The sequence below is a fragment of the Pedobacter alluvionis genome (genome assembly GCF_003664035.1).
GTDB lineage: Bacteria > Bacteroidota > Bacteroidia > Sphingobacteriales > Sphingobacteriaceae > Pedobacter > Pedobacter alluvionis.
This window is the reverse complement of the sequence record NZ_RCCK01000014.1, coordinates 186,389-199,550: the sequence shown is the minus strand read 5'-3', so window position 1 is coordinate 199,550 and position 13,162 is coordinate 186,389. Positions and strand designations below refer to the sequence as shown.

Sequence of the window (13,162 nt, the reverse complement as noted above, 5' to 3'; positions counted from 1 at the left end):
TATGAGGAGGCTATTATTGATGATCGTTTTGCTGTTCTGCGCTTCTTTGGTGGGAGCGCAGGAGTCTTTGCGGGGTGTAGTGAGGGATGTTTCAGGCAAGGCTGTTAGTGGGGTGTCGGTTAAGGGAGCGGCTGTTGAGGTGTTTTCTGGTGAGGATGGTGGTTTTGTGCTATCCGGGAAGGCGGGCAAGGTTAGACTGTCTTTTTCGGCGATGAATTTTGATAAGCTGGATACGCTGGTTTCTTTGCCTTTTTCCGGGCTGCTGGAGGTGGTGCTTGTGGGCATGGAGCGGCAGCTGGAGACTGTGGAGGTGAGTACGGGCTACCAGAGATTGCCCAAAGAGCGCGCCACAGGTTCATTTTTACAGCTGTCGGGTAAGGTTTTGAATGAGCAGGTTGGGACTGGGATTATTGCCAGACTGGAGGGGATTACCAGTAGCCTGAGTGTTGACCGTAAAAGTAATGGGGGTGAGGGCTACGGAATTATTATCCGTGGGATCGGGACGCTGCAGGGACCGAGAAGTCCACTCATCGTGCTGGATAATTTTCCGTATGAGGGAGATATTAATAATATCAATCCAAATGATGTGGAGAGTATTACAGTACTGCGGGATGCAGCTGCTGCTTCGATCTGGGGTGCCAGGGCTGGTAATGGGGTAATTGTAATCAACACCAAAAAGGCGCGGTTCAACGATAAACTGAAAGTATCTTTTTCTGGAAGTTTGAAAGTGACGGGAAAACCAGACCAGTATTACCAGAGTAAAATATCGGTAGACGATTTTATTGATCTGGAGAACTTTCTTTTTGATAAGGGTTATTATACAAGTTTTGAGGTGGGTACTGCCAGGGCGCCACTCTCTGAGGTAGTGGAACTACGGATTGCGGCCAGGGACGGACTGATCAATGCAGGCGATGCGAAATCCAGAATCGATGTGCTGAGGAGCTACGACCTGAGAAGGGATCTGGACAGGTATGTGTTCCAAAATGCAACCGCCCAGCAGTACAGCCTGCAGATGGGGGCAGGGTCCGAAAAAAGGAACTGGCTGCTATCGGCGGGCTTTGACCATAATGTGAGTTCGCTTGCCGCGCCGTTCAGCCGCTATAACTTAAAGGCAGAACAGAATTTCAAGGTGACCTCTAGGCTTACCTTAACGGGGAACCTGATGCTGACCTATACGAATAGCAAAAACGGAAGGACCGATCCATCACAGATCAATTCGGCTACAGGGATGCTTCCGCCCTATACGCGCTTAGCGGATGAGAATGGGAATTCCCTTCCGGTCATTACCGATTACAGGACCGGTTATATCAGCTCGGCAGGAAACGGTAAGTTTTTGGACTGGAGATATTATCCCCTGGAAGATTATAAGTATACCCGTTCGGTCAATAACGTGAACGATGTACTGGCGTCGTTCAGGGCATCTTATCAGGTGCTGGACTGGCTTAAAGTGGCTGCAACCTATCAATTTGAGCAGCAGGATGGGAAAATAAAATCGGTCAATACCCCGCAGAGTTACCTGGTGCGGAATCTGGTGAATATTTTTTCGTCTATTGATGCAGGTGGCACCTTAAAGCGGAATATCCCTTTGGGAAGCATCGTCGACCAAGACTATTCACTGCTGCAGGGACATAATATGAGGGCGCAGGCAGATATTGATAAGGTGATGGGCAGACATGCGCTTTCGGGGATCATTGGTGGGGAGATCAGGAGTAACGGCACGGAGACCAACGCTGGCAGGGTGTATGGACTGAATGAATCTACGTTGACAACTTCTGTTGTAAACTACCTGGATCCGGTGAAAACTTTTGTGACGGGCAATCTGGAGTATATCACCAATAGGGATGCTTTCGGGAAAACGTTGAACCGTTATGTTTCCACTTTTGCCAACCTGGCCTATACTTTTGATGACCGTTATACGCTTTCTCTGAGTGGAAGACGTGATGCTTCCAATCTTTTTGGCCTGAAGACGAATGATAAATGGAACCCGCTGTTTTCTTCGGGATTTTCCTGGGATATCTCAAAGGAGAAGTTCTGGCGCAGTAGCCTGATTTCTTTTTTGAAACTACGGACAACTTTTGGTGCAAGCGGGAATACGGACCCAAGGAGTACGGCGGTAACTACGATTACTTATGCAGGCTTCAATTCGGTATTTACCCAGACTCCCTATGCATTTTTAAGTAATTATGCCAATCCGGAGCTGAAATGGGAGCGGGTATTTATGTTCAATGCGGCGCTAGATTTTGGGTTTAGGGAGAACAGGATAAAGGGCAGCTTGGAATATTACCGGAAGAAATCGGTTGACCTTTTGGCGCTGACCCCGATCGACCTGACCGCGGGTGTAGGGGCTACCATAGTCAAGAATTCTGGGGTAATACAGGGGGACGGTGTAGATCTGGAACTAAGCAGCCGGAACCTAACAGGAAAGTTCAGCTGGACAACAGATTTCTTTTTAAATTACTACAAGGACAAGGTGCTCAAGAATTACAACAGTACTTTTAACGGCAGGGGAAAACTGAACGGGAATGTTTCTTATACCGGGCTGGTGGGTTATCCCCTTTATGGGATGATCTCTTTTAAATGGGCGGGATTGGACCCAGCTACTGGTGATCCTCAGGGCATACTAAACGGGGCGGTAAGCAAAAACTATGATGCGCTGATGGGCAGTTCGCTAAAGTTTGAGGATATGGTCTACCACGGTACTGCGCTTCCGATATTTTCGGGAGGGCTGGGCAATAGCTTTTCTTATGCCGGTTTTACCTTGAGCGTGAGGCTGAGTTTTAAGCTGCGTTATTACTTCAGAAAAAATGCACTGGACTATGGATCGCTTTTCATCGGCCGCGAAGGGAACGCTGACTATGCAAAGCGGTGGCAGAAACCGGGGGATGAGCTGATCACCAGTGTTCCCAGTCTGATCTATCCCAATTCCAATGTGCGGGATGAGTTTTACTGGGGTTCGGAGGTTAACGTATTAAAGGGCGACCACATCCGGATGCAGTATGTGAACTTAGGTTATGATTTTAAGCCGGCCGGCTTAAAAAAGACAGGGTTTTCCAGGCTGCAGTTGTTCGTAGTGGCCAGTAACCTAGGGATTATCTGGCGGGCCAACAAAGAAGGCATCGATCCGGATTATATGGGTATACCTGATGCAAGGAGCATTGCATTTGGTTTTAAATCATCTTTATAAATATTAAGATATGAAAAGGTTAATCTTTTTGGGCATGTTTTTGCTTTTGGCTTTCGCTTCATGTAAGAAATTTTTGGATGCAAAGTCCAACCAGTCTCAGGCAATCCCTGAGACGCTTCCCGATCTGCAGGCGCTGCTGGATCAATATCAGCATATAAACTATGCGGACGGCAACGCTGCAGAGGTCAGCACTGATGATATATACCTGACTGATGCGGATCTGGCGGCAAGGACAGAGAACGAACGGAACATGTATACCTGGCAGCGGAGCAATATATTTTTGCAGGATTCAAACGAGTGGTTTTACAATTATAGAGCGATCAATCGGACAAATGTAGTGTTGGAGTCTATCCGAAAAATTGATAGGAACGCGGGCAATGCTTTTGAGTGGGATAATGTATCTGGGCAGGCTTATTACCTCAGGGCAAAAAACCACCTTCGGGGCCTGTATGTTTGGGGGAATGCTTATGATGAGCAGTCGGGGAGTGAGCTTGGAGTTCCATTGAAACTAAGCGCTGATTTTAACGAACCTTCTACCAGGGCTACTGTTGAGGCTGGTTATGCGCAGGTAATTTCGGACCTGAAAAGGGCTGCCGCTGCATTGCCAATAAAGGCTGTCCATGTCATGCGGCCGTCAAGGCCGGCAGCATTTGCGCTTCTGGCAAGAACCTATTGGTCGATGCGCAGATATGAGCTTTCGTTGTTGTATGCTGATTCATGTCTGCTGTTGAAATCAGATCTGTTGGATTATAATTTGCTGAATGCGTCTGCGGCATATCCTATCGGACAGTTTAACGCCGAGGTGCTGCAAGATAGTTATTTTACTTCTCCTGTGCTGAACAATGCCAGAGGAAAGATCAATCCTTCGCTTTATGCATTATATGATGCTAATGATCTGCGCAGAACGATATTTTTTAATGATAACAAAAACGGTACGTTTGGTTTTAAAGGAAGTTATGAAGGCAATTCCAACTTCTTCAGCGGGCTTGCTGTGAATGAGGTTTTACTAATCAGAAGTGAGTCTCTTGCAAGGGCAGGTAAGCTCTTGGAGGCGCTTTCTGATCTAAACCGTTTGCTTCGTAACCGCTATAGAAAGAATACATTTATCGAAAAGTCTGGAGCCGATCAGAAGGAGGTTCTGGATATGGTTCTTTTGGAAAGGAGAAAGGAACTGTTGCTCCGGGGCTTGAGATGGGTAGATGTTAAAAGGCTTAACAGGGAAGGTGCAGGGATTTCCTTTAGCAGAAGCGTTAAAGGGACGGTATACAGTCTGAAGGCCAACAGTTCAGCTTTTGCGCTGCCGATCCCTGAGCGGGTAATCGAGATTGCGGGTCTTGAACAGAACCTATAAATGCAATGGTGCAGATCTTTTCTGCACCATTGACTGTTGTTATTGTTCCCTGGCAGAGATCAGTTCAGGAGAATCCAGTACATCTTGGTTGTCCTTACCTGAAAGATAGGTTGATAGGGGTGTTTCGATGCCGATAATACATGGAACTTCTTCTTCACCGCTACACTCAAAACTGGTAGGGCCTGCTGAAGGCTCCCATGAGCTGGTCTGCTCAACAGGGCCATTAGTTGTTTTGTAATGGTAATAGGTAGTTGTTTTTGCTGTAAATGCACTTTGTGTGGCGATAAGGCCGAACCCCAATACAAGGGCTGCAAGACCTAAGTTGAATTTTTTTGACATGTTTTTAGTTTAAATTTTCTGCCTGACGGTTGGGCCCAGGCAGCTGGCCGGTTTATGTTTTTTCCTTTTGTTTTTGGCCATCGGACTTTGTGGTTCTTCTATTTTGGGCTGGCTAGGCCCAGGTTGTCTGTTACTCTTTGTCACTTACCTCCCGCTTTGGTGTGTTATATAGTGCAAGGATTGCCGCGCTTAAAAAGATCAAATTGAATACAAGGTGGGCTTTCCAGCCTAAGACTCGGATTACCCCACCACAGGTGCATGGCACTTTTGGGAAATAGTCCGAGATGATGAGTACGATGTAGATGGTAAAGGCGGTCATGAGTAGGGCTGAAAAGATCATTCCCGTTTTATTGGTTTTTTGGAACAATAGTAATAATGCTGCGAGTATTTCAACGGCTGGTATAATGTAGATAAGTATTTCTGATACCATCGGGCTGAAAACCTGGTGTTGCATTTCCAACCTGTAGTTTTCAAAGCTGGAAAGCTTACTGCCTGCGGTGTAGATCCATAATAAAATGAATGCTGCAGAAATAACTTGTAGTACCGTTGCCTTGGTGTCGATCCTCATATCCGATATTTTCTTTTGCTATTCCGAAATTGGATTATTGTATTCAAAATCGCCCCACATCTAAGTGGTAAAAACTGGTATCTTGTAGAGAAACGATCACCGCTAAGTGGGTTTTAATGGTATTTTGGCAAAGGGTAACTTAAATTATCGCGTATGTTTCTTGCTTTTATTTCTCATCGCACTCAAAGTACTGCTATGAATTCCCAGGTATGATGCAACATCTTTTACTGCAGTTTGGCTAAAAACAGTCGGAAAAGATTCTAATAATTTATGCAGTCGCTGGTCAGCATCCTGGATTTTTAATCCAGTAGATACGATGATTATTTTTACAAGTAGTTCTGCATTTATTTCGGCAATTAAAGTGGCTGATTCGTGGAATAACTTGTGTATGTTTTTAGTGTGGTTATTCGGTATGCTAATTAGTTCGCTGTCTTTCAGGAATTGCATAAAAAGCTGCCCTTTAACATACTTAGAGATCGATTTTAGCTCCGGTAGCATATCTTGAGCCTGGAAGAACAGAATGGTGATTTCTTGCTCGTTTTCGGCATCATAAACAAATAATCTACCATTGCCTTTGGCCAGGTAATAAAAACTGTCAGGCTCCATACTTTCGAGCGAAATTTTTTCCATTTTACTAAAATTAGTTTGGTGCATAGCATAATTAAGATATGCGCTGAGGCCTACCGAAAGTTTTTGATAGGACGATAATTTGGAGAGGTACTGTTCTTTTTCCATAATCTGTTTTTAAGGCCAAAGAAATGCATATTTATAAGTTTGTCAAGTTGCTGTTGGCGCAACCTCTGGCAACCCCTTTATTTTTTTGTTTTAGAGGAATAAAAGTCTCAGAACTATTATATTTGAGCCATGAAATAAAAATTAATTACATATTTGATATTGTAGCAATAGCTATTTTACTGTTTTAGAAAACCGCAAAACTTCAAAAGACACAGGAAAAAATAGATGGTTGCCTACGCTACGCGTGGGTGCCTGTTTATCTTGTGTCTGGGCATTTTGCGGTGCCTCTAAAGCGGATATCGGGTTAACCCACGCTTTTTATGGATAGTTTTTTTCAGTCAAATCACTTTCTACTTAATCTGCCAATCGCAGAACTTCCACTATCCGAGAATTTTAAGCTTAGAAGTAAACTAATGGGTTTTTTCACACTTCAGGATATTATTGGAACCCGCCAAAAAGAATTACATGAACTGGATGATTATTCAGAGCACTGGTATTTTGAATTTATTGATTTTTTACGCAGGAAGGGTTTGTTAAATCTTATTGGTTAGTATTTTTCTTGGGCAATGGCCAACATGGCGACAATCTTGTCGATCACTTTTTCAACATCCTTTCCAATATTCCCATAGTAAGCGTTTTTAAAGCTTTTTTCTGATATAGTATCTTGTTCTACACTACTATAATGTTTCGTAATGTATTGATGAAGTGACTTGGGACTCTGCGTTGTGATGATGCCGGCCTCAACTTGTAGGTGGATGAATATTGCAAGTTGTCTTACCGTAAAGGTTACTTTAAAATTGCTATCTAAAATACCTCCGCGACTCAGGTCTTCAGCTATAGAATCTATTGATTTGAGGTAGCTAATTTCACTTTCAATATACCTTAGTAATGATTCGTCAATATTGGACAAATTTCTATTATATGGTATGCTTATGGTTTTAAAAACCTGCCCAATAAGCTTTTTAAAGAAATGAATTAATCTATATTGCTCGCTAATGCTTTCGCATTTTTGAAGTTCATGATTAAAATGGCTGCAGCAGGAATGATAAAAATATGGATGATTAAAATTTAAGGAGACGAGCAGTACAATAATCCCTTGCATCGTTAAAGAAGGTAGGGATTTATTCAATGCTATTTCAAGCGACTCAAAAAAATCATGTAAATATATAGCCTGTTCGAAAGTGAAATGGCCTGGGCTGCTATTGAGGTGTTCGAAGATATGCTTTAAAACAATGATGATTTCATTATTGGCATGCAGTTCTTCAAGGTTTTTCAGGATCTGACTGGAATTTTCTGCAATATTTACTAACAGTTGTTTTTGGGTAGTTATGGGAACGGCGCAATCATAGTCGAAATAATAGGGCAGATACTGCTGAATATCCAAAACCATTTGGTTGAGTAGGTTTATTATGCTACTAATTTCTTTATTTTTGTTTTTTTGGCAAGTGTTCAGGTTATCCTCATCCACCATGGCTGCTAACTCATCCATTAATTGTACCAGCCCGTGTTGATGTTGTCTGATATAGGCCTTTGATCTATCAGGCGCTATTTGTGTTACATTATGCTGAATGGAACTGATTATTCGTTTACTTTCCTTTAAAATTTTATTTTGAAGTTCCTTACCTGGGCATTGATGTACTGCTCCCACTTTAATGGTATCTAAAATTATTTCCCTGAAGCTGATAAGTTCGTACATCATTTTGCCTGGTAGCCAATTACTTAATTCTAGGTTTTTAGTTTTTTCTTTTTGCATTAACGTGGTAAAACGAGGCGTTAACGTGGTGAAACTTGATTTTAGCAACGTTTGAAAGATACTAGCATGTCATTTGAGTAGGCTGAGCTATTCAATGACATTCATTTTGGGCACACATAAAGACAAATATTATTTACTAAGGAAAATATTACCCATGGTCGTAAGTTTGATGAAAGCAGAAAGGCAGTGTGGATTTGTGCTAAAATGCCAACAGAGGTATTTGGGAAATAAGGAATGGAATAGGTAGAAAATAGACGTCACTAACTCATTTTTTTGAGTGCATTGAATTCTATGTTGTTCTAACTATTTTAAGTGGTTTTCAATTGCGCCTGAGATCTGGTTGATCTCGGCGACACCTAGAGAGAGATGATAGCCTTTTTCTGTCAATTTAAATGGTACTAGTTCCCCAGGCTCGATCTCTTCTGCTTTTAGTAAGATCCAGTCAGATTCCTGTTTTTTTATTGCGCCTAAAAGGTCTCCTAAATAAACAATCTTAAAATAATCAGCTTTTGGGATAATGGTAAGGGTGATCGCTTGATCATTATGGTCTATTTCAATGTTAAATGCTGTCATGATCTCAAAACCACTGCAGCTCGCTTATTGTTTTACTAAAATAGAGTGGCTATCAGATTAAACTACATATATCAGAAGTGATGAATAGGCGGAATAAAACTCTTTTCATTCTACTTTTGCTATTATTTAGGCTTATTGCATATTGATTATACGTAGAATATACAACATTAACTGTAATTCTTAACTGTTTAAACCGATTAATTGCTTGAACTGAACCTTTGTTCAACAATTAATCGGTTTAATAATTTATACAATTAACCTACTCTTCCCGGATATTGTTTCAATGCTACTTCCAGACAATCCATAGCTGCATTTAAATCATCGGTATTTAATACGTATGCCATACGAACTTCGTTTTTACCAGAACCAGGGGTAGAGTAGAAGCCAGTTGCAGGGGCCATCATTACCGTTTGGTTATTATGGTTAAAATCCTCCAAAATCCACTGACAGAATTTATCAGCATCATCAATAGGGAATTTTGCCACTACGTAAAATGCTCCTCCAGGATTAGGACAGAAAACACCTTCAATATTATTTAACCGACCAACCAAAGTATCACGGCGTAAAGTATATTCGGTATTTACTTTTTCAAAATAACTATCTGGGGTATCTATTGCTGCTGCACCAGCAATCTGTTCAACCATGCCTGGACTTAATCTTGCCTGCGCAAATTTTAATCCTGATGAAATAACTTCTTTGTTTTTGGTAATTAAACAGCCTAAACGTGCACCACAAGCACTGTAACGTTTAGAAACCGTATCCATAATCACCACATTTTCATCTAAACCATCTAAATGCATTGGTGAGATAAATTCCCTTCCATCGTAACAGAATTCACGATAAGCTTCGTCAGAGAATAAAAACAGATCGTATTTAACACACAGCGTTTTTAAAGCCTCTAATTCTTCCCTTGAATATAAATAACCAGTTGGGTTATTAGGGTTACAGATAATAATTGCTTTGGTCTTTTCAGTGATTAATTTTTCGAATTCGGCAATCGGTGGTAATGCAAAACCATTTTCAATGAAAGAAAGGATTGGTTTTACCACCACGTTGCTCATACAGGCAAAGCCATTGTAGTTGGCATAAAAAGGTTCTGGGATAATAATTTCATCACCCTCGTTTACGCAGGTTTGCATGGCAATGGTGATGGCTTCAGAGCCACCAACTGTTACCAGTATATTTTCGGGAGTAATATTGTAACCCAGTTTATTGTAATATTCGGTAAGTTTTAAACGGTATGCAAGTGTACCTTCTGATGGAGTATAGGCCCAAACATTAAAATCAATGTTTTTGATGGCGTTTAACATTCCTTCAGGTGTTTCTATATCTGGCTGACCAATATTTAAATGGAAAACTTTTTTACCATCTTTTTTAGCTTGATCTGCAAATGGGGTTAACTTTCTGATTGGTGATGCAGGCATCTGCACACCCTTTTGTGAAATTTTTGGCATGGCACAAAAATAAAAAAGTCCCGATGAAAATCGGGACTTTTTAAATATTATCGTTTAAAAAATTATTTAGAACTTGCGGCAACTGTTTCACCTTTGATGTAAAGCACTTTAATTGGTGTTTTAGCATTTGAAGTAATGGTTACGGCTTTCGAAAAAGTAGAAGGACCTGCAGCAGCGTTAAACGTTACCGAAATTACACCGGTTTCACCTTTTTTTAATGGGGTAGAAGTGTATTTAGGTACTGTACATCCACAACTAGCTTCAGCTTTGGTGATAATTAAAGGCGCTTCGCCAACGTTGGTGTATTTAAAATCGTAAGTTACTGGTTTGTTCAAAACAATTTTACCGAAATCGTGAGTTTCCGATTCAAATTTAAACTCTGCAGGCTTGGTTTGTGCATTTACTGCAACACCAAAACCTAAAACAAAAGCGAATAATACTAAGATCTTTTTCATGTTATGTGGCTGTAATTTATTTTTAAAAATTCTAAAACAAATTTAATGTTTTCCTATTAAAACAAAAACTATTCCAAATATATTTTGCAAACCGATATATAATTTTACAATAGAGGTTAAAGGCAAACTTTTAATTTTGTCTATATTTGCCGCAACCAATCTTTGATTACTATGCCGAATGAAAAATTGATGACCAACGCTATTGATGCTTCTGAACTCAGTTTTAACGATTTTAAATCGATCGTTATAAATGACTATAAAATAGCCTTTGAAAGTAGGCAGGCCAGTGTTTTAGGCCGTAGAGAAGTATTAACAGGGAAGGCTAAATTTGGCATTTTTGGCGATGGTAAAGAGGTTCCGCAGTTGGCTATGGCGAGAGCCTTTAAAAACGGCGATTGGCGCTCGGGTTATTACCGCGATCAAACTTTCGCCTTTGCAACCGGTATTTCTACCATCAAGGAATTTTTTGCACAACTTTATGCCAATCCAACAGATGGAGCTGATCCGTTTTCGGGGGGAAGACAAATGAATTGTCATTTTGCAACAAAATCTGTTAATGAAGATGGCAGCTGGAACGATTTAACGCAGATTAAAAACTGCTCATCTGATATTTCTCCAACTGGAGGCCAGATGGCCCGTTTGGTAGGTTTAGCTTATGCTTCGAAATTATTTAGACAAAATAAAGAACTCGATTATTTAAAACACTTTTCTGTAAACGGAAATGAAGTTGCTTTTGGTACTATCGGAAATGCATCAACTTCGGAGGGGGTATTTTTCGAAGCCATTAATGCGGCGGGTGTTTTACAGATACCGATGGCCGTTTCTATTTGGGATGATGCCTATGGTATTTCAGTTCCGGCAAAATATCAGACTACCAAAGAAGATATATCTGAGGTTTTAAAAGGTTTTCAGCGTAATGCTGATCAACCAGGTTATGAAATTTATAAGGTGAAAGGCTGGGATTATCCGGCTTTATGCGAGGTATATGAAAAAGCGATAAATGTTTGCAGAGAGGAACATGTACCTGTTTTAATTCACGTTACCGAACTTACTCAGCCTCAGGGGCATTCTACCTCTGGTTCGCATGAAAGGTACAAATCAAAAGACCGGTTATCCTGGGAAACAGAATACGATTGTATTCAGAAAATGCGCGCCTGGATGCTCGAATCGGCGGTAGCAACCGAAGAGGAAATTGCAGAGGTTGAAAAGAATGCAAAGGTTTTTGTACGTAATGCACAAAAGGAAGCCTGGAATGAGTTTTTGGATAGTATTAAACCAGAACAAAAACAAGTTGTTGATTTAATTAGCAGTATGGCTAAACATCAGCCTGAACTGGCTAAAATTGCTGCAAATCTGACGTCAACTGCCGATGCGCAACGTCGGGAAGTTTTTACGGCTGCACGAAAAGCCATACGGTTATCGGCAGGTCTTAGTTCTCCGGAACGCAATGAACTTTTAGCCTGGTACAAGCAGCAATCCAGGTTTAATCACGACAGATACAATTCTAAACTGCATACCAATGGCAAAGAAAGTCCGGATATGATCGCAGTGGTTGATGCTGTTTATGATGAGCAATCGAAAATGGTTGACGGTAGGGAAGTGCTTAATGCTTGCTTTAACGAAAACTTTGCCCGCGATCCACGTTTAGTTGCTTTTGGAGAAGACCTGGGAAATATTGGTGATGTAAATCAAGGTTTTGCAGGTTTGCAGGCTAAATATGGCGAATTGCGAATCACCGATACCGGAATTAGAGAAATGACCATTATGGGGCAGGGTATTGGCTTAGCCATGAGGGGCCTAAAACCGATTGCCGAAATACAATATCTTGATTATTTAATTTTCGCATTAAATGTACTTAGCGACGATTTAGCATCGCTTTCTTATCGTACCAAAGGGATTCAAAAAGCGCCCGTTATTGTACGTACCCGTGGTCATCGATTGGAAGGAATCTGGCATTCGGGCTCGCCAATCAGCATGATTTTAGGGGCTTTAAGAGGGATGCACTTATGTGTACCAAGAAATATGACTCAGGCTGCAGGTATGTACAACACCCTCTTCAGGGCTGACGAACCTGCCGTAGTAATTGAGTGTTTAAACGGTTACCGGCTTAAAGAAAAGCTACCAGGTAATGTTGGCGATTTTACTGTTCCATTAGGCAAAGCAGAGGTTTTAGAAGAAGGAACCGATATTACCGTAATCTCTTACGGATCTTCATTAAGGATTGTTCAGGAAGCAGCAGAAGAATTAAGCTTATTAGGCATTTCGGTTGAAATTATTGATCCACAAACGCTCTTGCCTTTCGATACCACCCAGGTTTGTGTAAACTCGCTTGCCAAAACCAATAAATTATTGGTAGTAGATGAGGATGTTCCGGGAGGTGCATCTGCATATATCCTGCAAAAGGTTCTGGAAGAACAAAAAGGTTATTTCCATTTAGATGGTCAGCCAAAAACATTATCGGCTAAAGCACATCGTCCACCATTTGGATCAGACGGTGATTATTTCAGTAAACCATCAGTTGATGATGTTATTGAAACCATCTATCAGATGATGCACGATGCAAATCCAACTAAATATCCTTCAATTTTTGAATAAAATGATGGTTAGGTATAAATTTAAAGGTCTGAATAATTTAAAGGGTTAAAAGTCTGTTAATTATCTTTTTATGCTTAAATGATTGTGATTTTTATCAAAAGGTAACAAAATGGGTGTCTTTTGACCACTTTTTTATTTACTTTTATAGCCTATTC

Annotated in this window: 11 protein-coding genes; 4 read left to right on the top strand and 7 right to left on the bottom strand. The window is 41.0% G+C overall.

Annotated features, from left to right (window positions below; all coding sequences use genetic code 11):
* Window position 1: 1 nt before the first annotated feature.
* A complete protein-coding gene (locus BCL90_RS20350; protein ID WP_121286634.1) occupies window positions 2-3,184 on the top strand; it encodes a SusC/RagA family TonB-linked outer membrane protein in 3,183 nt (1,060 codons plus the stop codon).
* 10 nt (window positions 3,185-3,194) lie between these two features.
* Window positions 3,195-4,535: a RagB/SusD family nutrient uptake outer membrane protein gene (locus tag BCL90_RS20345; RefSeq protein ID WP_121286631.1), complete on the top strand. Its 1,341-nt coding sequence runs from the start codon at window positions 3,195-3,197 to the stop codon at window positions 4,533-4,535.
* A 39-nt stretch (window positions 4,536-4,574) separates the two neighbouring features.
* Here BCL90_RS20345 and BCL90_RS20340 read toward each other — a convergent pair whose 3' ends face one another.
* The 3 genes from BCL90_RS20340 to BCL90_RS20330 form a co-directional block, all read right to left on the bottom strand.
* The gene (locus BCL90_RS20340) at window positions 4,575-4,874 is read right to left on the bottom strand and encodes a hypothetical protein (RefSeq protein WP_121286628.1); all 300 of its coding nucleotides are present in this window, start codon (window positions 4,872-4,874) and stop codon (window positions 4,575-4,577) included.
* A gap of 130 nt (window positions 4,875-5,004) precedes the next feature.
* Entirely contained in the window at window positions 5,005-5,442 is a 438-nt protein-coding gene (locus BCL90_RS20335) for a MauE/DoxX family redox-associated membrane protein (RefSeq protein ID WP_121286626.1), read from the bottom strand.
* Window positions 5,443-5,586: 144 nt separating this feature from the next.
* Window positions 5,587-6,177 carry a cyclic nucleotide-binding domain-containing protein gene (locus BCL90_RS20330; protein WP_121286623.1) on the bottom strand — a complete coding sequence of 197 codons (591 nt, stop codon included), beginning with the start codon at window positions 6,175-6,177 and terminating at the stop codon, window positions 5,587-5,589.
* A gap of 320 nt (window positions 6,178-6,497) precedes the next feature.
* On the opposite strand from BCL90_RS20330, the gene BCL90_RS25445 reads away from it, so the two are divergent.
* Window positions 6,498-6,728 (top strand): hypothetical protein, encoded by a 231-nt coding sequence (locus tag BCL90_RS25445; protein ID WP_134380786.1) that lies wholly within the window; start codon window positions 6,498-6,500, stop codon window positions 6,726-6,728.
* Here BCL90_RS25445 and BCL90_RS20325 read toward each other — a convergent pair.
* The 4 genes from BCL90_RS20325 to BCL90_RS20310 form a co-directional block, all read right to left on the bottom strand.
* Entirely contained in the window at window positions 6,725-7,930 is a 1,206-nt protein-coding gene (locus BCL90_RS20325; protein WP_121286620.1) for a hypothetical protein, read from the bottom strand. The two genes, BCL90_RS25445 and BCL90_RS20325, sit on opposite strands and share 4 nt — an antisense overlap.
* Window positions 7,931-8,233: 303 nt before the next feature.
* Window positions 8,234-8,503 carry a hypothetical protein gene (locus BCL90_RS20320; protein WP_121286618.1) on the bottom strand — a complete coding sequence of 90 codons (270 nt, stop codon included), beginning with the start codon at window positions 8,501-8,503 and terminating at the stop codon, window positions 8,234-8,236.
* Window positions 8,504-8,757: 254 nt separating this feature from the next.
* Window positions 8,758-9,957 carry a pyridoxal phosphate-dependent aminotransferase gene (locus BCL90_RS20315; protein WP_121286615.1) on the bottom strand — a complete coding sequence of 400 codons (1,200 nt, stop codon included), beginning with the start codon at window positions 9,955-9,957 and terminating at the stop codon, window positions 8,758-8,760.
* 62 nt (window positions 9,958-10,019) lie between these two features.
* Window positions 10,020-10,412, bottom strand: coding sequence for a DUF1573 domain-containing protein (locus BCL90_RS20310; RefSeq protein WP_121286611.1), 393 nt, complete (start codon window positions 10,410-10,412; stop codon window positions 10,020-10,022).
* Window positions 10,413-10,583: 171 nt separating this feature from the next.
* Here BCL90_RS20310 and BCL90_RS20305 point away from each other — a divergent pair, with 171 nt between their 5' ends.
* Window positions 10,584-13,007 (top strand): alpha-ketoacid dehydrogenase subunit alpha/beta, encoded by a 2,424-nt coding sequence (locus BCL90_RS20305; RefSeq protein WP_121286608.1) that lies wholly within the window; start codon window positions 10,584-10,586, stop codon window positions 13,005-13,007.
* Window positions 13,008-13,162 lie beyond the last annotated feature (155 nt).

Excerpts from the sequence above, each read along its gene's own strand:
- BCL90_RS20350 (WP_121286634.1), top strand. The coding sequence starts at position 2 with ATGAGGAGGCTATTATTGATGATCGTTTTGCTGTTCTGCGCTTCTTTG.
- BCL90_RS20345 (WP_121286631.1), top strand. The coding sequence starts at position 3,195 with ATGAAAAGGTTAATCTTTTTGGGCATGTTTTTGCTTTTGGCTTTCGCT.
- BCL90_RS20340 (WP_121286628.1), bottom strand. The coding sequence starts at position 4,874 with ATGTCAAAAAAATTCAACTTAGGTCTTGCAGCCCTTGTATTGGGGTTC.
- BCL90_RS20335 (WP_121286626.1), bottom strand. The coding sequence starts at position 5,442 with ATGAGGATCGACACCAAGGCAACGGTACTACAAGTTATTTCTGCAGCA.
- BCL90_RS20330 (WP_121286623.1), bottom strand. The coding sequence starts at position 6,177 with ATGGAAAAAGAACAGTACCTCTCCAAATTATCGTCCTATCAAAAACTT.
- BCL90_RS25445 (WP_134380786.1), top strand. The coding sequence starts at position 6,498 with ATGGATAGTTTTTTTCAGTCAAATCACTTTCTACTTAATCTGCCAATC.
- BCL90_RS20325 (WP_121286620.1), bottom strand. The coding sequence starts at position 7,930 with ATGCAAAAAGAAAAAACTAAAAACCTAGAATTAAGTAATTGGCTACCA.
- BCL90_RS20320 (WP_121286618.1), bottom strand. The coding sequence starts at position 8,503 with ATGACAGCATTTAACATTGAAATAGACCATAATGATCAAGCGATCACC.
- BCL90_RS20315 (WP_121286615.1), bottom strand. The coding sequence starts at position 9,957 with ATGCCAAAAATTTCACAAAAGGGTGTGCAGATGCCTGCATCACCAATC.
- BCL90_RS20310 (WP_121286611.1), bottom strand. The coding sequence starts at position 10,412 with ATGAAAAAGATCTTAGTATTATTCGCTTTTGTTTTAGGTTTTGGTGTT.
- BCL90_RS20305 (WP_121286608.1), top strand. The coding sequence starts at position 10,584 with ATGCCGAATGAAAAATTGATGACCAACGCTATTGATGCTTCTGAACTC.